The organism is Haemophilus sp. SZY H53 (assembly GCF_054332375.1).
In genome coordinates this window covers 41,307-64,988 of sequence record NZ_JBTGNV010000004.1, presented here as the reverse complement: position 1 = coordinate 64,988, position 23,682 = coordinate 41,307, and the positions used below count along the sequence as shown (strand labels likewise).

19 protein-coding genes are annotated in these 23,682 nt (G+C 39.9%); 15 read left to right on the top strand and 4 right to left on the bottom strand.

From position 1 onward, the window contains the following. The first annotated feature begins 27 nt into the window (after positions 1-27). From napA to ACXVWB_RS05000, 5 genes are all read left to right on the top strand, one after another. Positions 28-2,514 carry a nitrate reductase catalytic subunit NapA gene (gene napA / locus ACXVWB_RS05020; protein WP_289901553.1) on the top strand — a complete coding sequence of 829 codons (2,487 nt, stop codon included), beginning with the start codon at positions 28-30 and terminating at the stop codon, positions 2,512-2,514. Between the two features lie 116 nt (positions 2,515-2,630). Further along, complete coding sequence (gene napG / locus ACXVWB_RS05015; RefSeq protein ID WP_289901552.1) at positions 2,631-3,536, top strand: ferredoxin-type protein NapG; 906 nt, start codon at positions 2,631-2,633, stop codon at positions 3,534-3,536. Next, the gene (gene napH, locus ACXVWB_RS05010) at positions 3,536-4,426 is read left to right on the top strand and encodes a quinol dehydrogenase ferredoxin subunit NapH (RefSeq protein WP_126470602.1); all 891 of its coding nucleotides are present in this window, start codon (positions 3,536-3,538) and stop codon (positions 4,424-4,426) included. The genes napG and napH overlap by 1 nt, the downstream gene beginning before the upstream one ends. Positions 4,427-4,447: 21 nt before the next feature. After that, positions 4,448-4,876, top strand: a complete 429-nt coding sequence (locus ACXVWB_RS05005) for a nitrate reductase cytochrome c-type subunit (protein ID WP_049356295.1) — start codon at positions 4,448-4,450, stop codon at positions 4,874-4,876. Positions 4,877-4,887: 11 nt separating this feature from the next. Beyond that, complete coding sequence (locus ACXVWB_RS05000; RefSeq protein ID WP_289901551.1) at positions 4,888-5,526, top strand: NapC/NirT family cytochrome c; 639 nt, start codon at positions 4,888-4,890, stop codon at positions 5,524-5,526. A 51-nt stretch (positions 5,527-5,577) separates the two neighbouring features. Here ACXVWB_RS05000 and gss read toward each other — a convergent pair whose 3' ends face one another. Further along, the gene (gene gss, locus ACXVWB_RS04995) at positions 5,578-7,467 is read right to left on the bottom strand and encodes a bifunctional glutathionylspermidine amidase/synthase (RefSeq protein ID WP_289901550.1); all 1,890 of its coding nucleotides are present in this window, start codon (positions 7,465-7,467) and stop codon (positions 5,578-5,580) included. A 170-nt stretch (positions 7,468-7,637) separates the two neighbouring features. Further along, entirely contained in the window at positions 7,638-8,711 is a 1,074-nt protein-coding gene (locus ACXVWB_RS04990) for a tRNA/rRNA methyltransferase (RefSeq protein WP_289901549.1), read from the bottom strand. 149 nt (positions 8,712-8,860) lie between these two features. On the opposite strand from ACXVWB_RS04990, the gene pssA reads away from it, so the two are divergent. The 6 genes from pssA to acrB all read left to right on the top strand — a co-directional run bounded on the left by pssA (position 8,861) and on the right by acrB (position 16,957). Beyond that, positions 8,861-10,228: a CDP-diacylglycerol--serine O-phosphatidyltransferase gene (gene pssA, locus ACXVWB_RS04985; protein ID WP_289901548.1), complete on the top strand. Its 1,368-nt coding sequence runs from the start codon at positions 8,861-8,863 to the stop codon at positions 10,226-10,228. A gap of 125 nt (positions 10,229-10,353) precedes the next feature. After that, positions 10,354-11,223, top strand: a complete 870-nt coding sequence (gene asd / locus ACXVWB_RS04980; RefSeq protein ID WP_289901547.1) for an archaetidylserine decarboxylase — start codon at positions 10,354-10,356, stop codon at positions 11,221-11,223. A 22-nt stretch (positions 11,224-11,245) separates the two neighbouring features. Next, positions 11,246-11,878 (top strand): FKBP-type peptidyl-prolyl cis-trans isomerase, encoded by a 633-nt coding sequence (locus tag ACXVWB_RS04975; protein WP_005696813.1) that lies wholly within the window; start codon positions 11,246-11,248, stop codon positions 11,876-11,878. Positions 11,879-12,033: 155 nt separating this feature from the next. Beyond that, positions 12,034-12,615: a TetR/AcrR family transcriptional regulator gene (locus ACXVWB_RS04970; RefSeq protein WP_289901546.1), complete on the top strand. Its 582-nt coding sequence runs from the start codon at positions 12,034-12,036 to the stop codon at positions 12,613-12,615. Positions 12,616-12,642: 27 nt separating this feature from the next. After that, entirely contained in the window at positions 12,643-13,839 is a 1,197-nt protein-coding gene (gene acrA, locus ACXVWB_RS04965) for a multidrug efflux RND transporter periplasmic adaptor subunit AcrA (protein WP_289901545.1), read from the top strand. Between the two features lie 13 nt (positions 13,840-13,852). Then, the gene (gene acrB / locus ACXVWB_RS04960) at positions 13,853-16,957 is read left to right on the top strand and encodes a multidrug efflux RND transporter permease subunit AcrB (RefSeq protein WP_289901544.1); all 3,105 of its coding nucleotides are present in this window, start codon (positions 13,853-13,855) and stop codon (positions 16,955-16,957) included. A gap of 115 nt (positions 16,958-17,072) precedes the next feature. Here the strand turns inward: acrB and ACXVWB_RS04955 are convergent, their stop codons facing one another. Continuing rightward, positions 17,073-17,852: a M48 family metallopeptidase gene (locus ACXVWB_RS04955; protein ID WP_289901543.1), complete on the bottom strand. Its 780-nt coding sequence runs from the start codon at positions 17,850-17,852 to the stop codon at positions 17,073-17,075. A gap of 124 nt (positions 17,853-17,976) precedes the next feature. On the opposite strand from ACXVWB_RS04955, the gene mtr reads away from it, so the two are divergent. From mtr to tsf, 4 genes are all read left to right on the top strand, one after another. Further along, positions 17,977-19,233, top strand: a complete 1,257-nt coding sequence (gene mtr, locus ACXVWB_RS04950; RefSeq protein WP_289901542.1) for a tryptophan permease — start codon at positions 17,977-17,979, stop codon at positions 19,231-19,233. 71 nt (positions 19,234-19,304) lie between these two features. Beyond that, positions 19,305-20,078: a class I SAM-dependent methyltransferase gene (locus ACXVWB_RS04945; RefSeq protein ID WP_289901541.1), complete on the top strand. Its 774-nt coding sequence runs from the start codon at positions 19,305-19,307 to the stop codon at positions 20,076-20,078. Positions 20,079-20,247: 169 nt separating this feature from the next. Then, positions 20,248-20,970 carry a 30S ribosomal protein S2 gene (gene rpsB / locus ACXVWB_RS04940; RefSeq protein ID WP_005698638.1) on the top strand — a complete coding sequence of 241 codons (723 nt, stop codon included), beginning with the start codon at positions 20,248-20,250 and terminating at the stop codon, positions 20,968-20,970. A 133-nt stretch (positions 20,971-21,103) separates the two neighbouring features. Beyond that, complete coding sequence (gene tsf, locus ACXVWB_RS04935; RefSeq protein WP_049365655.1) at positions 21,104-21,955, top strand: translation elongation factor Ts; 852 nt, start codon at positions 21,104-21,106, stop codon at positions 21,953-21,955. A gap of 74 nt (positions 21,956-22,029) precedes the next feature. On the opposite strand, the gene ACXVWB_RS04930 is transcribed toward tsf, so the two are convergent. Beyond that, on the bottom strand, positions 22,030-23,589 hold the full coding sequence (locus ACXVWB_RS04930; protein ID WP_289901540.1) for a phosphoethanolamine transferase: 1,560 nt from the start codon (positions 23,587-23,589) through the stop codon (positions 22,030-22,032). Positions 23,590-23,682 lie beyond the last annotated feature (93 nt).

Sequence of the window (23,682 nt, the reverse complement as noted above, 5' to 3'; positions counted from 1 at the left end):
AAAATTCAACAACGAGTGGGGAAAACTATGGAACTTAATCGTAGAGATTTTATGAAAGCCAATGCTGCGCTTGCAGCAGCAGCGGCTGCCGGTATGACCATCCCTGTTAAACAGGTTGATGCGGCAGAAGATATGGGCATCAAATGGGATAAAGCGCCATGTCGTTTCTGTGGTACAGGATGTAGCGTATTGGTAGGAACCAAAGATGGTCGAGTTGTTGCGACTCAAGGTGACCCAGATGCAGAGGTAAACCGTGGTTTAAACTGTATCAAAGGTTACTTCCTTTCTAAAATCATGTATGGTGCAGACCGTGTAAAAACGCCATTATTACGTATGAAAGATGGTAAATTCCATAAAGAAGGTGACTTTACACCAGTTTCTTGGGATCAAGCTTTCACTATCATGGCGGAAAAAATCAAAGACATCTTGAAGAAAAAAGAACCGAATTCAGTTGGTATGTTCTCTTCAGGTCAAACAACCATCTACGAAGGTTACGCAAAAGTAAAACTTTGGAAAGCTGGTCTTCGTTCAAATACTATCGATCCTAATGCTCGTCACTGTATGGCGTCTGCAGCGGTTGCGTTTATGCGTACATTCGGTATGGATGAACCAATGGGTTGCTATAACGATATCGAGAAAACCGATGCATTTGTGCTTTGGGGTTCAAACATGGCGGAAATGCACCCAATTTTATGGTCTCGTATTTCTGACCGTCGTCTTTCTTCTGATAACGTGAAAGTTGTAGTTATGTCAACATTCGAACACCGTTCGTTTGAATTAGCTGATGTGCCTATCGTATTTAATCCACATGCAGACCTTGCAATCCTTAACTACATTGCAAACTACATTATCCAAAACGATAAAGTAAACTGGGACTTCGTTAATAAACATACTAAATTCAAACGTGGTGAAACTGATATCGGTTATGGTCTACGTCCAGAACACCCGCTTGAAGTTGCAGCGAAAAACCGTAAAACTGCAGGTAAAATGTATGACTCTGACTTCGAAGAATTCAAGAAAATCGTTGCACCTTATACATTAGACGAAGCACACCGTATTTCTGGTGTACCAAAAGATCAGCTTGAAACCCTCGCGAAAATGTACGCGGATCCAGAACAGAACTTAGTTTCTTACTGGACAATGGGCTTTAACCAACACACTCGTGGTGTATGGGTTAACCACATGATCTATAACGTACACTTATTAACCGGTAAAATTTCTAAACCAGGTTGTGGTCCGTTCTCATTAACTGGTCAACCTTCAGCTTGTGGTACAGCGCGTGAAGTGGGTACTTTCGTTCACCGTTTACCAGCGGACATGGTAGTAACCAATCCTAAACACGTTGAAATCGCTGAGAAAAAATGGAAATTACCAAAAGGTACCATTCCAACTGTACCTGGATACCCAGCTGTACAACAAAGCCGTGCATTAAAAGATGGTAAATTAAACTTCTTATGGCAACTTTGTACCAACAACATGCAAGGCGGTCCAAACATTAATGAAGAAATTTTCCCAGGCTGGCGTAACCCTGAAAACTTCATCGTTGTTTCAGACCCTTACCCATCCGTTTCTGCAGTTGCAGCAGACCTAATTCTCCCTACTTGTATGTGGGTAGAAAAAGAAGGGGGCTATGGTAACGCAGAACGTCGTACCCAATTATGGCGTCAACAAGTGAAAGGTCCTGGTGAGTCTCGTTCTGACTTATGGCAAATTGTGGAATTCTCTAAATACTTCAAAACAGATGAAGTATGGGGCGAAGAATTATTAGCTCAAATGCCAGAATATCGTGGTAAGACTTTATATGAAGTACTTTACGAGAATGGTGAAGTAAACAAATATAAAGTACCAACGGATGTTCCAGGATACATCAATGATGAAGCAGATCACTTTGGTTACTACCTACAAAAAGGCTTATTCGAAGAATACGCAAGCTTTGGTCGTGGTCATGGCCATGACTTAGCACCATTTGATACTTACCACCAAGTACGTGGTTTACGTTGGCCGGTTGTTGACGGTAAAGAAACCTTATGGCGTTACCGTGAAGGCTTTGACCCGTATGTTAAAGCAGGCGAAGATGTTGCGTTCTACGGTTATCCGGATAAAAAAGCAATTATCTTAGGTGTGCCTTATGAAGACCCTGCAGAATCACCAGATGAAGAATATCCATTATGGTTATGTACTGGTCGTGTACTTGAACACTGGCATACCGGTACCATGACTCGTCGTGTACCTGAATTACACCGTGCGTTCCCGAACAACTTAGTTTGGATGCACCCAGCGGATGCGAAAAAATATGGCTTACGTCATGGGGATAAAGTGAAATTAATTACACGACGTGGTGAAATGGTTTCTTACTTAGATACCCGTGGTCGTAACAAATGTCCTCAGGGCTTAATTTACACAACCTTCTTTGATGCCGGCCAACTTGCGAACAAATTAACATTGGACGCAACCGATCCGATTTCAGGTGAAACCGACTATAAAAAATGTGCGGTTAAAGTAGAAAAAGCGTAGGATTTTCCTTTTGTTTTTAGTCACTCCTCTCTTTCAAGAGAAGGGAATTTAAAATAAGAGCGGTCAAATTTTGCAACATTTTCACAAAATCGGGCCGCTTATAAAAGGAAACGCAGATGAGACTTGATCCTAACCGTCGTCAGTTTTTAAAAAATGTGACAAGAACGGCTGCCGGAGTGTGTGGGGTTGGTATTATTCTTGGCTTACAGCAACAACAAGCTAAAGCTAAAGAAGGAATCGCCTTACGTCCACCTGGTGCTTTACCGGAAAAGGATTTCTTGGCAGCTTGTACCCGTTGCGGACAATGTGTCCAAGCGTGTCCATATGATATGTTGCATTTAGCTTCGCTAATTTCACCAATGGAAGCGGGCACACCGTATTTTATCGCTCGGGATAAACCTTGCGAAATGTGTCCGGATATTCCATGTATGAATGCTTGTCCAAGTGGTGCATTAAGTGAAGAGCTTAAAGATATCAATGATGCTAGAATGGGCTTAGCCGTCTTGCTGGATCATGAAACCTGCTTAAACTGGCAAGGTTTACGTTGTGATGTTTGTTATCGAGTTTGCCCATTAGTGGATAAAGCGATTACGCTTGAACGCATCCACAATGATCGTACGGGGATTCATGCAAAGCTTATTCCAACCGTTCACTCTGATGCTTGCACTGGATGTGGTAAATGTGAACAAGCTTGTGTGTTAGAAGAAGCGGCAATCAAAGTCTTACCGATGGATATCGCCAAAGGACTGCTCGGTCGCCACTATCGCTTAGGTTGGAAAGAAAAACAAAATGCGGGAAAATCCTTAATTGAGGAACAACATCCGGATGGCTTACGTCCAGCAATGGATGCTCGTACGCCAGAAGACTTACATGAGCCGGTTTATCAACCAATGCAGGTTCAGCCAAACCAAAAAGTGGCAACACCGAATCGTGCAACAATGGATTATGTTCCAAATCCAACCACAGTGCCGGAAGCTGGACAGTTCCCGAATTTGGATTTAAACATTAAGGGGGTTAAATAATGGCTGAAAAATATACCCCGAATAAGCCAAAAGATGCTGGCTTAGAAGCACGTCAAAAACTTGGTTGGTGGCATGCTTATCGCTTTTTAATTCTACGTCGAATTAGTCAATTAAGTATTATTTTAATGTTCTTAAGCGGCCCGATTTGGCAAGTTTGGATTCTAAAAGGCAATTACAGCTCAAGCATGCTTTTGGATACTGTGCCATTGACAGATCCATTGATTACCGCTGAAAGTTTAGTGACAGGTTACCTACCAGAAGTCACAACGATTATTGGTGCCTTGGTTATTGTCATATTCTACGCCATCATTGCGAGCAAAGCCTTTTGTAGTTGGGTTTGTCCAATGAATATTGTGACTGATGCAGCAGCTTGGTTACGCAGAAAATTAGGTATTCGACAATCATTAAAAATTTCACGTCAACTTCGCTATGTGATTTTAGCCGTGATATTAGTTGGTAGTGCAATAACGGGTACACTCTTATGGGAATGGATAAACCCTGTTGCAGCACTTGGACGCATATTCGTCTTTGGAACAGGTGCAACGCTTTGGTTGGTAGCAGTTATCTTCCTATTTGACTTACTTGTTGCTGAACATGGTTGGTGTGGTCACCTTTGCCCAATTGGCGCGATGTATGGTGTGATTGGTGCTAAAAGCCTAATTAAAATTAATGTAGTCGATCGCGATCGCTGTGACCGTTGTATGGACTGTTATAATGTTTGCCCAGAACCGCAAGTATTAAGACTTCCTTTGCACGGTGGATCAGAAGACAGTCAAATCATATTGGCAAAAGATTGTATTACTTGTGGACGTTGCATTGACGTTTGTGCAGAAAATGTATTTACATTTGGTTCTCGCTTTGAGAAACAAATAAAAATTAAAAATATTTAATTATTGAATGGAGTGGATTTCATGAAAAAATCATTTATTTTCATGCTGGCTTTATGTAGTGGATTGGCATTTGCCGATGCGCCGCAAGTTGCAAACAGCATTGATAAAACAGCAGAAAGTATTGCACCAGCATTTACGAATCCTTATAAAGATGTTGGTAATATTCCTGTAACCTTCCCTCACCAACCACCACTTGTTCCACACAGCATTCGTGGTTTACAAGTGACTAAGAATGCTAACCAATGTTTAGGCTGTCACTCTCCGGATGTTGCTCCAACAACGGGTGCACCTCGCGTACCTGAAAGCCACTTTTTAACACGTGATGGACAAAAAACAGAAGGCACTTCGCCACGTCGTTATTTCTGTTTACAATGCCACGTTCAACAAACTAACGTGAACCCAATTATCCAAAATAAATTTGAAACTATTCGTCAAATGCAAGGTAAATAAGGAGCTAAACCATGATTAAATCAAGCATTCAGAAAGTTTGCCGTTGGTTACGCTCTCCGAGCAAAATGGCAATTAGTGGGGTTATTTTATTAACTATCATTGGTACTATCGTTGGAACTAACCTGTTTAATGCTGGAATGGCGACAACTAATACAGAGCAATTCTGTTCAGACTGTCATACTAATGACGTTGTACCTGAGTACCAAGCGTCAATCCACTTTAGTAACCGTTCAGGTGTGAAAGCAATTTGTTCAGACTGTCACGTTCCACATGAATTTATTCCAAAAATGGTTCGTAAAATGCAGGCATCGACTGAAGTTTATGCTCACTTTACAGGTAAAGTCGATACTAAAGAAAAATTCGAAAAACATCGTTTAGAAATGGCTGAACGCGAATGGGCGCGTATGAAAGCGAATAACTCACAAGAGTGCCGTAACTGCCATAACTTCAATGACATGGACTTTACTCAACAAAAAACTGTGGCACAACAAATGCATGCACTTGCCCAGGAACAAAACAAAACCTGTATCGATTGTCACAAAGGTATTGCACATAACCTTCCACACATGGAAAAAGTACAACAAAGCTTTATTCCAGCGGATATGTTAAAAGCAAATGAAAAACCTGCTGATAACAAAGAGGCAAAATAATCTTATAGTAAAATAATAAATCGGCACTCATTTTGAGTGCCGATTTTGTTTTTATTTTTTAAGGAAATCTTTATCAGATAATACCCTTAATGGTTGCATATCGCTATTCCCCATAATAACCAAACTCGGGTCTGAGCGTAAACAGCTACCACCATAATGCCCGCCGACAGTAAAAGTACAGACCTGAACATATTGGTCTTCCACTTTTGGTAAACACCAAAGCTGTTGATAAATACTCTCCTGCTTACCAAAACGACCATCTTTACTATCAAGCACTGATTTACGCTCACCAATCAATTTCACATTATCACCTCGACGACCGGCAATGGGTTTTTGTGCATAACCATTTTTAATCAGCTCAGGCGTCAATTCAAATCCCGCTTCGAGTAGATAACGATGATTTGGGAATAATGACCACAACACTGGTAAAATCGCTTTATTACTTGGAATCGCTGTCCAAAGTGGTTCATAAACTAGAACTTCTGGACGAAGTAACACATCGATCAACCGCACTTTATCTTCCGGATAGCCTGTACGAATTGGTGGTGCCACTTCCATGCCTGTTGCATCTTCACGAAGTTGCTCTAACATAGTTTCCCAGGCCCACGTTTTCCATACTGTTTTTACCTGGTTATCTTCATCATCAATCAAACGACCACGATTATCCCAATGTAATCCCTCGGTCCCATGAATAATTTTGGCTTGAAATCCTGCTTGAACCAGTGCATTGCGCATAAATAATGCGTGATAATCTTCCTCATCATCGTGATCTTGCATAATATGAACAAGTGGCGTGGCTTCACTATGTTTCCAACAATCCGCTAATGCATTACGTAAGCCATCGGCAGGATTATCGCCTATATTCAATCCACCCTGAATTGCCCATCGATTCATAAATTCACCCGCTTCAGCGTGACAAGAAGCTGAATCTGCATTGTATTCATACACTTTCAATCCACGACTATCCATGCAGAAATCTAAACGCCCCGTAATGGTTTGATAACGGCGATTTTGCCAAGATAACCGTAAGCGAGGCCAAAGCAATTTAGGAATATTAAAATATTGTAATAACTTATCGTCTTTTAAGACTTTATCTGTGGCATGCAAATACATTAAATGCAATTCATTGGTTGCACGAATCAACTCATGCTGCGCTGTTTCAGATATCGTAAAATAGCGATATTGATCCGAATGGCTGACTTTATGCCCGCCCATTGCTTTCACATATGCCGCTTCAAATTCATTTTGCTCATTCAGCCATTTATGCTCAAACTGACCATTGTTTTCTATATGTTCAGCATGAATCTCAAGTTTCTCTTTTTCTGGTGTTGGCCGCGGCAGACTGTATTCGGTATCTTCTGTTTGGATCATCCAACCTAAAATTTCTGTATCATCAAAGGTATCATGCAGAAAATAACCACTTTCGGAAACCGTCATCGGTAATTCACGAGTCCATTGCTGCCCACTTGGTAAGCGAGAGTGAATCACGTTTTGCTCGGCAATGCGAATTTTATCTTCTAATACCTCGGTAATGATCGCCACATGCCCCGTATGTTGAAATTCACCGCCCTCCTGCCAAATTAACAATGCACCTGCTTCAGGCTTACGTTTACAACCATTTGCAAAGGCTTGTAAAGGTAATAAGGCATCATTCACCACTTGACGTAAAAATCGTAAAGAAAAGATCTCGTAAGCCATTCCTACATCTGTAAACACCATGCCATGATTGAGATATAAATAACGACGCGCAAATTCCACGCACTGCCATTTGTAGCCCATGTACTCTCTTCCCAAATAACTGCGAAAGGCGGCATCATCGGGATACTCTTTCTCATCTGCTGTATGATAATCGGATGAATAAATCGCAATGCCACCCGGCGCGTAGCCTAATAAGCTCCCGAAAGGATCGTGTGTACTGATGTTTGCTGAACGTTCAGGCATAAAAACTCCCTGTTAAATAACAAATGGAAGTAGTATAGATCTTTTTTCTGATTCCCCCCAAAGGCTTTTAAAAGAAATATCAAAATTTGAATCCCATACAATTTTGAAAAAGAAAAAGGGCTGACAGATGTCAGCCCCCAAAACAAACCTAAAAATAACCGCACTTAAGGTTATTTCACATACCAATGTGCTAATAAAATCCCTGTATTTACTGCAATATTTAATCCGGTTTTTAATGGATTACTTAAAGAAAGGCGCACATTTACATCTTGTTTATCACAAATATCATCCGTACTACCTTCACTCAATACCAACGCGACTTTCTCTGCAAATTTGAGGTGTTCCAACGCAACGCCTTGCTTATTGGTTGATACATGAATAATCTGATAACCAGCTTTACGTAAAGCCGCTAACGCGATTTCAGTACTTTCTGTTTCTAAAATACGAATATGCTCCATCCCGCCTTCAGCTACACGCATCGCAGCGGGCGCATAAAGCTGTTCAACTTGATTTGTTACCACATTTTTAATGCCATAGAAGGCACAAGTACGCACAACGCCACCTAGGTTTTGCGCATTATTGACTTGATCAAGCACGACTAAACAGTCTTCTTGACGCGGTACATCTAAATAACCTTGTAAAGAAAAAGTACGTTGTTTTTTTACTAACATACAAATGCCGCCGTGATGCTCCGTGCCGCTTACTAAGCTTAGCTCATCACTATCCACCACGTGATACACTTTTTTATTTGCGGCTAAATAACTGAAAATCTCGCCAATTCGATGCGCCATTTGCACCGTTGCCCATACGCGAACGATGCTCTCCGGACGTTCTGCAAACAATTCCAAGCACGCATTTTCACCATACACTTTCATTTCTTCAGAGCGGTTCTTTTTAATTTTCTCCGGTGCGCGTGGTGATAATGCGCCTGTTTTCTTTTCTTTCGGTTTATAACTCACGCCAGTGCTTTTTACTGTTACTTTTACCGAGCCACTTTCACCATTGGCTTTATTTAATGAAAGTTCCGCAATTTTCGGCTCTCTGACTTCTTGCTGTTGGAAACCTCGAGAAGGTTTACGATCATCCCGTTTTTTATCAAAGTGCGGTCGATTTCCCTCATGTTTTTCATTATTACGACGATCATCAAAGCGACGTTCTTTATCATTAAATGTGCGTTTTGGGCTACGCTCTTGAAAAGATTTGCTGGAATTGGTTTGGAATGATGGTTTACGTGAATTGCTCATAATTTGCTTCTCGAAGGAAAAATTGGATAATAATTCGCCAAAAAATGCGAAAATTTGTGAGCATTATAACGAAAAAAAACCTTTTTTCTATCAATCTATAAAGGAAATATTGTAAACTAGAAGACTAATTTTTAGTGTAGAGATAGATTATGTTAATCAACAAAGCTAAACGAGCAGAACAAAATTTAAAAAATTTGCCTTTTCTTCCTTTACAGGCAGATCAGGTTGAGTTTCTGTTTAGTCCGCTTGAATTCAAAGCACAAATTATAGAATTAATTCGCCAAGCTAAAAAACGCATTTACGTGACCGCACTTTATTGGCAAAAAGATGAAGCGGGACAAGAAATTCTCAATGAAATTTATCGCGTAAAACAAGATCATCCAGAATTGGATGTGAAAATTTTAGTGGATTGGCATCGCGGACAACGCAATTTACTCGGTGCAGAAAAATCTGCCACTAACGCTGATTGGTATTGTGAACAACGCCAAACCTATCAACTTCCCGATGAACCGAATATGTTCTTTGGTGTGCCTATTAATACCCGCGAAGTCTTCGGCGTATTACATGTTAAAGGATTTGTCTTTGATGATACCGTCCTTTATAGCGGTGCAAGTATCAATAATGTGTATTTACAACAACAAGATAAATACCGCTACGACCGCTATCAAAAAATTCACAATGCTGCACTTGCGGATTCTATGGTGAATTTCATCAATGATTATTTATTGGATTTCAGTGCGGTACACCCATTAGATGTGGCTAATCGCCCTCGCACCAAAGAAATTCGTAGTGCAATAAAAGCTTATCGCAAAAACCTATCAATCCATGCTGAATATCAGTTGGAAAGTGCGGTTGGTTTTTCCGATGTTTTAACCATTTCACCACTTTTTGGTTTAGGTGCATCAGGCAATGAATTAAACCAAGTTATCGAAGATTTATTCTTACAAGTGCAGGAAAAATTGGTAATTTGCACCCCTTATTTCAACTTTCCTCGCACGCTAAGAAGTAAACTTGCCCGCTTATTAGAGCAAGGAAAACGTGTCGAAATTATCGTGGGTGATAAAGTCGCGAACGATTTCTATATTCCACCAGAGCAACCATTTAAAATGGCAGGTGCATTACCCTATTTATATGAAAGCAATCTTCGTCGTTTCTGCGAGAAATTTGATGCTTACATTAAAAATGGCCACTTAACGGTACGTTTATGGAAAGACGGCGATAACACTTATCACCTCAAAGGTGTTTGGGTGGACAATCAGTATATTCTTTTAACAGGGAACAACCTGAACCCTCGTGCATGGCGTTTAGATGCGGAAAATGGATTATTAATCCACGATCCAAAACAAGAACTTCAGTCACAAGCGGAAAAAGAATTATCGCACATCCGCCAACATACCAAAGTATTGCAAGATTATTCTGAATTAGAAGAATTGACGCAATATCCTGAACCAGTGCAAAAACTATTGAAGAAGTTTGCTCGGATTCAGGCAGACAAATTGGTCAAAATGATTTTATAAATACAAAAAGAAGCCGACAAATGTTGGCTTCTTGCTTGTATCTTGCGCAAAAATATCAACTAACATTGCACAAGTGAAATAAGTTGTTATAATCGCCCAACTTTTTAATCTTATCGGAGAAATCAATGAACCCAATTTCTTATTGGCAACGCCTAAAAGTTGCATTTCAATATGTGATGCCACAAATCTATATGACACAAGCAGCAGGTTGGTTAGCTAAACAAAAATGGGGCGCAGTGACACATTTTGTGATTAAAGCGTTTGCAAAAAAATACAACATTGATATGAGCATTTCTGAAAAAGAAAAATTCAGTGATTACGCCAGTTTTAATGAATTCTTTATCCGTCCATTAAAAGAAAATGCACGACCAATTAACCAAAATCCAGCCGCACTTTGTTGCCCTGCGGATGGCCGTGTAAGTGAATGTGGACATATTGAAGATGACCGCCTATTACAAGCGAAAGGTCACTTTTTCAGCTTAAATGATTTATTAGCGGAAGATCAAGATTTAACCGAGACCTTTAAAAATGGGGAATTCATCACCACTTATTTATCACCACGTGATTATCACCGTGTGCATATGCCATGTGATGGTACGCTTCGCAAAATGATTTACGTGCCGGGTGATTTATTCTCCGTCAATCCATTTTTAGCGAAACATGTGCCGAACCTCTTTGCTCGTAATGAGCGTGTAATTTGTGTCTTTGATACTGAATTCGGCACCATGGTACAAATCTTAGTGGGAGCAACAATCACTGCGAGTATCGGCACGGTTTGGGCTGGCGTTATTAATCCGCCACGTCATAACGAAGTGAAAGTATGGACTTATGAAGGTGAAAGTGCGGTTAAATTAAGCAAGGGTCAAGAAATGGGTTGGTTCCAACTTGGTTCTACCGTAATTAATTTATTCCAAGCCAGCCAAGTGAAAATTGCCGATCATTTAAGTGTTGATGAACCTGTGCGCATGGGTGAAATCTTGGCATTGAAAAAATAGTTTTATAACAAAGGGAAAAACAATGACAGCTCAAATTTTTGAACAAGTAAAATTAGAAAGTATTTCTGAAAAAGGCAGCTACGGTATCGGTTTACAAATCGGTCAGCAATTAGCTGATAGCCAAATGGATATTTCTGTTGAAGCGGTAGCAAAAGGCATTTTCGATGCGTTGAACCGTAATCAACCTGCATTAGAAATTAATGATTTAATGCATTCTGTTCAAGCACTTCAACAACAAGCTGCTGAAGCACAACAAGCGCAATTTAAAGCGATTGAAGAAGAAGGTAAAAAATTCTTAGAAGAAAACGCGAAAAAAGCAGGCGTAAACGTCACTGACAGCGGTTTACAATACGAAATTTTAACCGAAGGTAACGGTAACAAACCATCTGCAACTGATAAAGTACGTGTTCACTACACAGGTACATTACCAGATGGTACCGTATTCGACAGTTCGGTTGCTCGTGGAACACCGGCTGAATTCCCAGTAAATGGCGTAATTCGTGGTTGGGTTGAAGCATTACAAATGATGCCTGTTGGTTCTAAATGGAAACTCACTATTCCACACGAACTGGCTTACGGTGAACGTGGTGCGGGCGCATCTATCCCACCATTCTCAACCTTAGTGTTTGAAGTCGAATTACTCGATATCCTCTAAAAAGAAAAAGTGCGGTTGAAATGATTTAACCGCACTTTTTTTATTTTTAGCTTGCTAAAAAAGTAAAAACTCATAAAATGAACGTTCATTCATTTTTGAATGTTTGTCTTAAATGACCTTTCTCATATATAACCCTAAGAATTTTATTTTTTATTATGCGACAAGCAGAAGAATTTAAGCCAAAGATAGATGTCAGTGAGCAGATCTTTGATGCAACAGATCGTCTAATGGCAAAAGAAGGATTGCATCATCTTTCTATGCATAAGTTAGCCAAGGAGGCTGGTATTGCCGCTGGTACAATTTACCTTTATTTTAAGAGTAAAGATGAGTTATTAGCTCGATTTGCTCGTCGAGTGTTCAATAAGTTTGTAGTGGCGATTGAAGAAGGCTTTGATGAAAACCAATCTTTTTTCGAGCAATATAGAAAAATGTGGTGGAATATTTGGCATTTTCTTCAAGAAAATCCAACGATTCTGTTAAACATGAACCAATACCGATCTTTGCTGGAGTTTATTGAAACCTGCAAAGAAATGGAGTATTCGTGTTGGGATCAGTTTTGTCTCAAGGGACAAGCAGCAAATGTGTTGGCTGATTTAGATCCTCATATGTTATTTTTGTTGAGCCTTAAAACTGCAATAGTTTTAGCCTCAGATATCAAATTCCTCGGTACGGCAGTGACCGATGAGATGTTAGAATCTGTCATTGAACGCTCTTGGCGTGCAATTCAGAAGTCGTAATTTTATTGTCTTAATGGAGTTTTCCAAATGAGTGTAACTCAAACTAATAGACCAAAGCGCTCACACATTTTCTTTTTGAAATTAGCGTTAGGCGTATTTGTGTTAATTTTTGCTGCAATGATTTTTCTTAATCATATGAAAGCAAAAGGCATAGCTGATTTCTTAGCAAATAAACCTGAAACAGCTTCTCCTGTTACAGCAATGACAGTCAAGCCTTCAGAATGGACGCCGATCATTGAAACAACAGGTCTTGTTCGTCCGAATCAAGGGGCAATGTTAAGTGCACAAAGCGCTGGAACCGTCTCTAAAGTACTCGTACAAAATGGCCAAAGTGTGAAAAAAGGTGATTTGTTAGTTGAGTTAGATAGCTCAGTTGAGCGTGCCAGTTTGCAAGCTGCGCAAGCTCAGGTGGTGTCATTACGTCAAACTTATCAACGTTATGCAAACCTTGCGGGCAGCGGAGCTGTTTCTCGTCAAGAATTAGATAATGCAAAAGCAGCTTATGAAGCACAAGCGGCAAATATTGAGTCATTAAAAGCGGCGATTGAACGTCGCCAAATCGTGGCACCATTTGATGGTAAAGCCGGTATCGTGAAAGTGAATGTTGGTCAGTACGTTTCAAACGGTACTGAAATTGTGCGTGTGGAAGATCGTTCTTCTATGAAAGTGGATTTTGCGATTGCTCAAAACCAATTAGATAAATTGCATATTGGTCAAAAAGTAACGGCTACGGTAGATGCGCGTAAAGGTGAAACTTTTGCCGCGAAGGTTACTGCAATTGAGCCTGCAATTAATTCTTCAACAGGTTTAGTCGATGTTCAAGCAACGTTTGAACCAGAAGATGGTGCAAAATTATTATCCGGTATGTTTACTCGCTTAAATGTCGCTTTACCAACTGAGCATAATCAAATCGTTGTACCACAAGTGGCAGTGAGCTACAACATGTATGGCGAATCGCTTTATATTTTGACCGCACTTTCCGATGAAGATATTGAGAAATTAGGCGGCGCAGAAAAAGCAGCAAATATGTACCGTGCAAAATCAATCACTGTATTTACGAAAGATCGTCAAGGCATTTATGCACAATTAAAAGGTGATGAAGTCAAAGTTGGCGATAAAATTGTGACAGGTGGTCAGCAAAACTTAAGTAACGGGGCATTAGTGTCTGTTGCAGATAAAGCGGGCGTAGGTACTGAACAACCTGCGAATAAAACGAATCTTTAATTAGGAAAAGCGAATGAAATTTACCGATATATTTATTCGTCGTCCTGTTTTGGCGGTTTCGATTAGCTTGTTAATCATTATTTTAGGTTTACAAGCAATTTCGAAATTGTCTGTGCGCGAATATCCGAAAATGACCACAACGGTAATTACGGTGACCACAGTATATCCAGGGGCGGATGCGAACTTAATTCAAGCGTTTGTTACTTCCAAAATTGAAGAGGCGGTAGCGCAAGCGGATAATGTGGACTATATGTCTTCAAGCTCTAGCCCAAGTACGTCAACAGTCACCGTAAAAATGAAATTAAATACGGATCCGAATGCAGCCTTGGCAGATGTTTTAGCTAAAGTTAACTCAGTTCGTTCTGAATTGCCAAGTGGTATTGAAGATCCAACGGTTTCTTCATCAACCGGTGGTTCGGGGATTATGTATATTAGTTTCCGTTCTAACAAACTTGATGCAAGCCAAGTGACTGACTATATTCAACGCATAGTCAAACCGCAGTTCTTTACCGTAGAAGGGGTGGCGAGTGTGCAGATCTTTGGTGCATCTGAGTACGCACTTCGTGTTTGGTTAGATCCAGAAAAAATGGCGGCTCAAAACCTTTCAGCCACACAAGTGATGTCCGCATTATCCGCGAATAACGTTCAAACAGCGGCGGGTAATGATAATGGCTATTTTGTCACCTATAAAAACAAAGTAGAAACCACGACAAAATCGGTTGAAGAATTAGGTAATTTAATTGTTGAGTCTAGCGGTGATAAGTTAGTACGTTTACGTGATATCGCCGATGTTGAATTAAATAAATCAAGCGATAGCTCACGTGCAGTAGCGAATGGCGCGGATTCTGTTGTGTTAGCGATTAACCCAACCTCGTCAGCAAACCCATTAACTGTAGCTGCGAAAGTACGCCCACTGTATGACAGTATTAAAAATAATCTGCCGGATGCTATTGAATCTGACATCTTATATGACCGTACAATTGCGATTAATAACTCAATTAATGAAGTAATCAAAACGATTGTTGAGGCAACGCTGATCGTATTGGTGGTGATTACCATGTTTATTGGTTCATTCCGTGCGATTTTAATCCCGGTTATCACCATTCCGATTTCATTAATCGGGGTAATTATGTTGCTTCAAACCTTGGATTTCTCCATTAACTTGATGACGTTGCTAGCATTGATTCTGGCTATCGGTTTAGTGGTAGATGATGCGATTGTTGTTTTGGAAAACGTGGATCGTCACATTAAGTTAGGGGAAACGCCATTCCGTGCGGCGATTATCGGTACGCGTGAAATTGCTGTCCCAGTTATTTCCATGACTATTGCCTTGATTGCGGTATATTCTCCAATGGCGTTAATGGGCGGTATTACGGGTTCTTTGTTTAAAGAGTTCGCCTTAACCCTTGCAGGAGCAGTATTTATTTCGGGTATCGTAGCATTAACGCTTTCACCAATGATGACCAGTAAATTGCTGAAATCCAACGAGGCTCCAAATAAATTGGAACAAAGAGTAGAGCATACCCTTAGTAAAGTAAATGCAGCTTATGCGTATGTACTTGATTTGGTGATGGTAAACCGTAAATGTATGTTGATGTTTGCGGCAATTATCTTTGCAACCTTGCCAGTATTGTTTAAATCACTTTCAAGTGAATTAACACCAACGGAAGACAAGGGGGCATTTTTGGCAATCGGTTCTGCACCTTCGAACGTGAACGTGGATTATGTGCAAAATGCGATGGCACCTTATCAAGAGATTTTAACCAATACGCCAGAAGTGCAGTTTGCAATGACGATAGCAGGGGCACCAAGCTCTAACCAATCTTTAAACGTTGTGACTTTAAAAGATTGGAAAGAACGCTCTAAAAGCCAAACAGCAATCATGAAAGAGTTGAATGAAAAAGCGAAATCCATTCCTGAAGTATCTGTACAAGGCTTTGCGTTCCCTGAAATTGATACAGGAGAGATGGGACCGCCAATTGGCTTCGTAATTAGCACATCTCAAGACTATGGCGATTTAGCGAATGTGGCAGGTAAATTCTTAGAGGATATGCAGAAATCCAGTAAGTTCGTTTATACCGATCTTGATCTTAAATTTGATACCGCTCAAATGCGTATTAAGATTGATCGTGAAAAAGCGGGGACTTACGGTATTACAATGCAACAAATCAGCCGTACGTTAGGGAGCTTCTTATCTGCCGCAACCATTGAGCGTGTAGATATTGATGGCCGTGCTTATAAAATTATTTCCCAAGTAAAACGTGACAATCGTTTATCACCGGAAAGTTTTAATAAGTATTACGTCACTGCGGCAAATGGTACCTCTGTTCCATTAAGCAGCTTGGTGACAGCAACACTAGAACCACAACCAAGTTCATTACCACGTTTCAGCCAATTAAACTCAGCGGTAATTAGTGCAGTACCAATGCCGGGTACTTCAATTGGTGATGCGATCCAATGGTTACAGGACAATGCGAAAAATACGTTACCACAGGGTTATAACTATGACTTTAAAAGTGAAGCGCGTCAGTTAGTACAAGAAGGTAATGCACTTGCCGTGACTTTCTTACTCGCGGTGGTAATTATTTTCTTAGTCTTGGCGATTCAATTTGAATCAATTCGCGATCCAATCGTGATTATGATTTCTGTTCCTTTAGCCGTGAGTGGTGCATTGTTAGCCTTAAATGCCTTCGGATTTTTGGGTATTGCAGGCTCAACGCTAAATATCTACTCACAGGTTGGTTTGATTACCTTAGTCGGACTTATCACAAAACACGGTATTTTGATGTGTGAAGTAGCGAAAGAAGAGCAGTTAAACCATGGTAAAACCCGTATTGAAGCGATCACCGAAGCGGCTAAAGTACGTTTACGTCCAATTCTGATGACAACCGCTGCGATGATTGCAGGTCTTGTACCGTTGCTTTATGCAACAGGTGCGGGGGCGGTATCTCGTTTCAGTATTGGTATTGTTATCGTGGCGGGTTTGGCAATCGGTACATTGTTTACCTTGTTCGTGTTGCCAGTGATTTATTCTTACATTGCAAGCGAACACAAACCATTACCAGTGTTTGATGAAAATGTAAAACCAATCGAAGGTCACATTAACGAACAACATTAATTGAAAATATGATAAAAACAAACCGCACTTTGATTTTTCAAGTGCGGTTTTCTTTTAGAGATTAAAAAAGCGAACATGATGTTCGCTTTTTATTTATGAAAGTGCGGTCAATTTTTTAACCATTTTTATTTTTAGCGGCTTTGTAAAGCTCCATCGCTTCTGGTAATAAGCGTTGTAAGTTTTCTTGACGGGATTCATCACTCGGGTGAGTGGAGGCTAATACATCAAGCGCACCTCTTGACCCTCCCGACATTTTTGCCATTTTTTGCCACAAACCAGGTGCCACCTGCGGATTATAGCCTGCACGCGACATAAGCATTAAGCCTTCTTCATCAGCTTCTGTTTCAGCACTACGAGAATAAGGTTTATCTAAGGCAAAATCTTTGGTTAAAGAAACGAGCTCTGTCATATCTGCTCCCATAAAAACGGATAATGCAGTTCCACCAATGGCTCCAGCAATAGAACTCATCGTACCAAAGTTGGCTTTCGCTTTACCGTGTTCTTTTAAGGCGTGAGCCATTTCATGTCCCATGACGACAGCGATTTCATTATCGTTTAGTTGTAACGTATCCACTAAACCTGTATAGAAAGCCATTTTTCCACCAGGCATAGCCCAAGCATTGAGTTCTTTAGATTTAATGACATTAATTTGCCAGTTAAATTGTTGTCCTGTTTCATTCGCTTGGTCTGCATAAGGGACCATTTGATTAAAGACATGATGAATACGTTTTGCCGTATTTGATGTCGTATCAATTGCCCCTTGTGCACGAATTTTTCCCATTTCTTGTGTATAACTACTTGCAGCTTCTTGATTGATTGAGGCAGAATCCGCACAAGATGTGATAACCGCACTTGCTAATACAGCAAACACAAAACTTTTGAGTTGTTTTTTCATAAATTATCCTTTTTGTTGAGATGACTGATTATATGAATTTATTGCGTTTTGTCGATACAAAAAGATTGCCTTTTACTTATGTACTATTATAATAGTGCGAGATATATATTTTTTAGGCGGGAGCATGACAACAAAAAAATTACCATCTTTATTTGGTGGAGCCATGATTATTACAGGTACAGCAATTGGTGCGGGAATGTTGGCTAACCCCACTTCTACAGCTGGAGTATGGTTTATTGGATCGCTTCTCACCTTAATTTACACGTGGTTTTGTATGACTACGTCTGGTTTGATGATTTTAGAAGCCAACTTACATTATCCTACTGGCTCAAGCTTTGACACCATTGTGAAAGATTTGTTAGGTAAAGGTTGGAATATTATCAACGGTCTTTCTGTGGCTTTCGTCTTATATATTTTAACTTATGCTTATATCACCTCTGGCGGCGGTATTACACAAAACTTGCTTAATCAAGCGCTTGGTTCTGCTGAAAGTGCGGTCGATATTGGACGTACTTCTGGATCCTTAATTTTCTGTTTTATTCTTGCAGCTTTTGTATGGCTTTCTACTAAAGCTGTGGATCGTTTCACCACTATATTGATTGTTGGAATGGTAGTCGCTTTTTTCCTTTCTACCGCAGGTTTATTGAGTTCGGTGAAAACAGAGGTGTTATTCAATAGTATTGCAGAAGGTGAGCAAACCTATTTACCTTATTTATTGACCGCACTTCCAGTTTGTTTAGTGTCCTTTGGTTTCCACGGAAATGTACCGAGCCTCGTCAAATATTACGATCGTGATGGTAGTAGAGTAATGAAATCGATCTTTATCGGTACGGGCTTAGCATTAGTGATTTACGTCTTATGGCAGCTGGCGGTGCAAGGTAATTTACCACGTACAGAATTTGCACCCGTAATTGAAAAAGGCGGCGATGTATCGGCATTATTAGAAGCATTACACAAATATATTGAGGTGGAATACATTGCGGTTGTATTGAATTTCTTTGCTTATATGGCCATTGCGACCTCATTCTTAGGGGTAACGTTAGGTTTATTTGACTATATTGCCGATTTATTTAAATTTGATGACAGCGTATTAGGTAGAACAAAAACCACATTGGTGACATTCTTACCGCCGCTATTGTTAAGTTTACAATTCCCTTATGGCTTCGTGATTGCCATTGGTTATGCTGGATTAGCTGCAACCATTTGGGCAGCAATCGTGCCAGCACTGCTTGCTAAAGCCAGTCGCCAAAAATTCCCAAATGCGACTTATAAAGTGTATGGCGGTAATTTTATGATTGGCTTTGTGATCTTATTTGGTGTGTTAAATATTGTGGCACAAGTAGGTGCAAACTTAGGATGGTTTGCCAATTTCACAGGATAAGTTTTCGCGTTAATGTTAATATTGTAGGGGCGTATCGAATACGCCCTTTTTAATTTTACATAGGAAACGAGATGTGTAACAAAACGAGCGTTTACGATAAAGAAAACTTCTTTGAGCTTTATCAAAAACTTCGATCTAACCCAATCAGTCTCAATGAAATAGTGGAAAAGCCGACTATGCTTTCCCTCTTACCTGATTTACAAGGAAAAAAATTACTCGATCTAGGTTGTGGAACGGGTGGACATTTGCAACTCTATTTAGAACGCAATGCGGAGAGCGTAGTAGGAACGGATCTTTCAGCTAAAATGCTAGAGCAAGCTGAACAAGATCTGCAAAAGTGCGGTCAATTTTCAGGATGTTTTTCGCTATATCAGTTACCGATGGAAAAATTAACGGAATTGCCAGAAAGTGATTTTGATGTCATTACCAGCTCTTTTGCTTTTCATTATGTTGAAGATTTTCCCGCTTTATTAGCTTCTATTGCCAACAAACTTAAGCCTTACGGCACACTCGTTTTTTCCCAAGAGCATCCGATTACAACTTGCCATAAAGAAGGGGAACGCTGGGAAAAAAATGAGAAAAAACAGCAAGTCGCTTATCGTTTAAACCATTACCGTGATGAAGGACTGAGAGAGCGAAATTGGTTTCAACAACCTTTCAAAACCTATCACCGCACGACAGCAACGATTATTAATGATTTAATCGCTGCGGGTTTCCAAATTGAGCAAATGGCTGAACCAATGTTAGCCGAACAGCCACAATGGCATGATGAATTTAAAGATTTGCGGCATCGTCCCCCTTTATTGTTTATTAAAGCAAGAAAAGTGATGAATTTAACAAAATAAACTGGTTTTTGACCGCACTTTATGGTATAAATCGCACCGCTGTTTTTGGGTTTCAAAAGCAGCGTTTTTAATTATTAACAACACACACATATCATTAAGGCTTAATCGGGGTGCCAAACGGTCGATTAGCTGATATGTGGAGGCTCAACCCCAACAAAAGGAAAATATTATGGCACAAGTTTCAATGCGCGACATGATCAATGCGGGCGTACACTTCGGACACCAAACTCGTTACTGGAATCCACAAATGAAACCTTTCATTTTTGGTGCTCGTAACGGTGTTCATATCATCAACTTAGAAAAAACTTTACCTTTATTCAACGAAGCTTTAGCGGAATTAACCCGTATTGCTAGCAACAACGGTAAAGTATTATTCGTTGGTACTAAACGCGCGGCTCAAGAAGCAGTACAAGCTGCAGCATTAGACTGTCAACAATATTACGTAAACCACCGTTGGTTAGGTGGTATGTTGACTAACTGGAAAACCGTTCGTCAATCAATTAAACGTTTAAAAGATTTAGAAACTCAATCTCAAGACGGTACTTTTGACAAATTAACCAAAAAAGAAGCGTTAATGCGTACCCGTGAGATGGAAAAACTTGAATTAAGCCTTGGCGGTATCAAAGATATGGGTGGCTTACCAGATGCGTTATTCGTTATCGGTGCAGACCACGAACATATCGCGGTTAAAGAAGCAAACAACCTAGGTATTCCTGTATTTGCTATCGTTGATACTAACTCAACTCCAGCTGGCGTAGATTTCGTTATCCCAGGTAACGATGATGCGACTCGTGCTATCCAACTTTACGTTTCTGCAGCTGCAGCAGCGGTTAAAGAAGGTCGTGGTAACGAAGCTCAAGTTGCTGAAGAATTAGCAGCTGACGCAGAATAATTTAAGTTTTGCAATAAGGCGAAGCCCTTAATAATCAAACGATTAATTGGCATAGGGGCTAAAATTTAGCCCCTATATTTTTATCTAAAAGTGCGGTCAAAATAAATCGCATTTTCGACAGAGGATTTTTAAAATGGCTGAAATCACAGCATCATTAGTAAAAGAACTTCGTGAACGTACCGGTGCCGGTATGATGGAATGTAAAAAAGCATTAGTTGAAGCAAACGGTGATATCGAGTTAGCAATCGACAACATGCGTAAATCTGGTCAAGCTAAAGCTGCTAAAAAAGCAGGCCGTGTTGCCGCTGAAGGTGTTATCCTTGCTCGTGTAGAAAATGGTTTCGGTGTATTAGTTGAAATGAACTGTGAAACTGACTTCGTAGCAAAAGATGCTGGCTTCTTAGGTTTAGCAAACGAAGTAGCTGATTTTGCAGCAGCACACAAAGGTACGACTATCGAAGCGTTACAAGCACAATTTGAAGAAAAACGTGCTGCATTAGTGGCTAAAATCGGTGAGAACATGAACATCCGTCGTGTTGCTTACTTAGATGGTCAAGTTATTGCTCAATACTTACACGGTGCGAAAATCGGTGTGTTAGTTGCGGGTGAAGGTTCTGCTGATGAACTTAAAAAAGTGGCAATGCACGTTGCGGCATCTAAACCAGAATTCGTGAACCCAGAAGATGTACCTGCAGAAGTAGTTGAACACGAGCGTCAAATCCAAATTGATATCGCAGTTAACTCTGGCAAACCAAAAGAAATCGCAGAGAAAATGGTTGAAGGCCGTATGAAGAAATTCACTGGTGAAGTTTCATTAACAGGTCAACCATTCGTCATGGATCCTTCTGTATCTGTAGGCGACTTCTTAAAATCAGTAAATACTTCAGTGTCTAACTTCATCCGTTTAGAAGTAGGTGAAGGTATCGAGAAAAAAGAAGAAGATTTCGCAGCTGAAGTTGCAAAAATCACTGGCGGTAACGCTTAATTTTCTCCATTGAGATATTATAAAAAAGCCGATATTCAATATCGGCTTTTTTGTTATCTTAAATTTGAGATGCTTTATTTCTTTGGACGAATATCGATGGCAGGGTCTGCATCTTTACGATATTTTTCTTCAATCAGTTTTTTCAGTCCATAATCGTCTTTGTCAGCTTGTTCAGAGAATAAATCTTCCTCTAAAGTGAGCTTCGGATTTTTAATCCCTATCCAATGAGCAATACCTTCCAAGAAATTTAAACCAGATTTAAAGGTTTTGTATTCCTTACGCTCGGTATCATCAGATGAAATTTTAAAGAGCGGAATATTATGATGTAATTGGCTGTGACAGTTTTGGTTAAACAAGGTGACGCCATGTTTATCATCTTCCTGATGACATAAACCATGATCTGAAAAATAAATCATCGAGAAAGTGCGGTGTGTTTTTTGCTCGTTTTCTTTGAGGGTTTCATACACTTTCTTAATAAAATCATCGGTTTTCTTAATGGATGTAATATAGCAATTTAAGTATTCATTCTTTTTTTCGATGTCATTGTCATTGAAAATTTTCGGGTAATCTTCAACGCGATCGCAAGCAAGCGGATGTGAGCCATAAATGTGTAATACAATAAAGCGTTTACCTTGGGTTGGATCTTCTAAAACTTGGGCAAATTTAGGGATTAGATCAAAATCGCTGTAGTTTGTTGAATTAAAGCTCCCACCTTTTTTCAAGAAAATGGTTTCATCAGATTTTGATGCAAGCGAGGCGACTGGCGTGTCATATTCACCTAAGAAACCTTGATTAGACAGCCAGTAGGTTTTCAGACCTGCAGACTTAATGAGATCCACTAAGCTTAAATCATAGTTTGGTTCCCATTTTTCTTTATCAGATAACGTTAACATTAAGCGCAATGAGGCGACAGTGTTGGTTCCGGCAGATGTCATCCCATCAATCAGTGTACCAGTTACTGATGACATAAATGGTGTGTCATTTACGGGGTATCCATACGCATGCAAGTAATCTTTTCTCGCACTTTCACCCAAAATAATCACATAATCTTGGTATTTCGAATTTTCTAATGTGGATTGTCCCCAGTTGCTTTCCTGTGACATTTTTTTCAATTTTTGCCATTCATCAACGATTTTAACAGTGGAATCAATGGTTTCTTTTAATGGCGCAGCAATTGGTAAGTTATAACCAATTAACAAGGTAGCCAAAGCGATAAATGTTTTATTGCGATAAAATTTCACGCCAAATTTGACCGCACTTTTGTAATGTAAAAAGACTAATAGTGGAATAGCCAATGCCGCTAAATAGCTACTCACGGGGATTTGCATGAGAAACTCTTTGGTCTCTAACATATCTGTTGCAAGAACCGAAGCGATATATTGGTAGCTTGGCGCACCAAAATTTAAGCCTGTCGGCGTATAAATTGCGTGTAAGCAAACTAAGGGGAATAAAATAAAATAGAAAGATTTTCGGCTACTACTTAATAAAATAATGAAAATAGCCGTGAGTAAAATCAGACTAATAGATGGCTCAGGAAACATCCCTGAACCTCGTAAAATCAAATAACCGGCAGCAATGGCGCAAGCCAAAGAAAAAAGTGCGGTTAAAATTTGTGAGGTTTTTGAAATCTTCATAAAGTTTACCTATAAAATCAAAACAGCGATATTTTATCGCACTTTTCTGACCAATTTCCATTTTTAACTTTTTCTCTCTTTTGCTAGAATAAG

Excerpts from the sequence above, each read along its gene's own strand:
- napA (WP_289901553.1), top strand. The coding sequence starts at position 28 with ATGGAACTTAATCGTAGAGATTTTATGAAAGCCAATGCTGCGCTTGCA.
- napG (WP_289901552.1), top strand. The coding sequence starts at position 2,631 with ATGAGACTTGATCCTAACCGTCGTCAGTTTTTAAAAAATGTGACAAGA.
- napH (WP_126470602.1), top strand. The coding sequence starts at position 3,536 with ATGGCTGAAAAATATACCCCGAATAAGCCAAAAGATGCTGGCTTAGAA.
- ACXVWB_RS05005 (WP_049356295.1), top strand. The coding sequence starts at position 4,448 with ATGAAAAAATCATTTATTTTCATGCTGGCTTTATGTAGTGGATTGGCA.
- ACXVWB_RS05000 (WP_289901551.1), top strand. The coding sequence starts at position 4,888 with ATGATTAAATCAAGCATTCAGAAAGTTTGCCGTTGGTTACGCTCTCCG.
- gss (WP_289901550.1), bottom strand. The coding sequence starts at position 7,467 with ATGCCTGAACGTTCAGCAAACATCAGTACACACGATCCTTTCGGGAGC.
- ACXVWB_RS04990 (WP_289901549.1), bottom strand. The coding sequence starts at position 8,711 with ATGAGCAATTCACGTAAACCATCATTCCAAACCAATTCCAGCAAATCT.
- pssA (WP_289901548.1), top strand. The coding sequence starts at position 8,861 with ATGTTAATCAACAAAGCTAAACGAGCAGAACAAAATTTAAAAAATTTG.
- asd (WP_289901547.1), top strand. The coding sequence starts at position 10,354 with ATGAACCCAATTTCTTATTGGCAACGCCTAAAAGTTGCATTTCAATAT.
- ACXVWB_RS04975 (WP_005696813.1), top strand. The coding sequence starts at position 11,246 with ATGACAGCTCAAATTTTTGAACAAGTAAAATTAGAAAGTATTTCTGAA.
- ACXVWB_RS04970 (WP_289901546.1), top strand. The coding sequence starts at position 12,034 with ATGCGACAAGCAGAAGAATTTAAGCCAAAGATAGATGTCAGTGAGCAG.
- acrA (WP_289901545.1), top strand. The coding sequence starts at position 12,643 with ATGAGTGTAACTCAAACTAATAGACCAAAGCGCTCACACATTTTCTTT.
- acrB (WP_289901544.1), top strand. The coding sequence starts at position 13,853 with ATGAAATTTACCGATATATTTATTCGTCGTCCTGTTTTGGCGGTTTCG.
- ACXVWB_RS04955 (WP_289901543.1), bottom strand. The coding sequence starts at position 17,852 with ATGAAAAAACAACTCAAAAGTTTTGTGTTTGCTGTATTAGCAAGTGCG.
- mtr (WP_289901542.1), top strand. The coding sequence starts at position 17,977 with ATGACAACAAAAAAATTACCATCTTTATTTGGTGGAGCCATGATTATT.
- ACXVWB_RS04945 (WP_289901541.1), top strand. The coding sequence starts at position 19,305 with ATGTGTAACAAAACGAGCGTTTACGATAAAGAAAACTTCTTTGAGCTT.
- rpsB (WP_005698638.1), top strand. The coding sequence starts at position 20,248 with ATGGCACAAGTTTCAATGCGCGACATGATCAATGCGGGCGTACACTTC.
- tsf (WP_049365655.1), top strand. The coding sequence starts at position 21,104 with ATGGCTGAAATCACAGCATCATTAGTAAAAGAACTTCGTGAACGTACC.
- ACXVWB_RS04930 (WP_289901540.1), bottom strand. The coding sequence starts at position 23,589 with ATGAAGATTTCAAAAACCTCACAAATTTTAACCGCACTTTTTTCTTTG.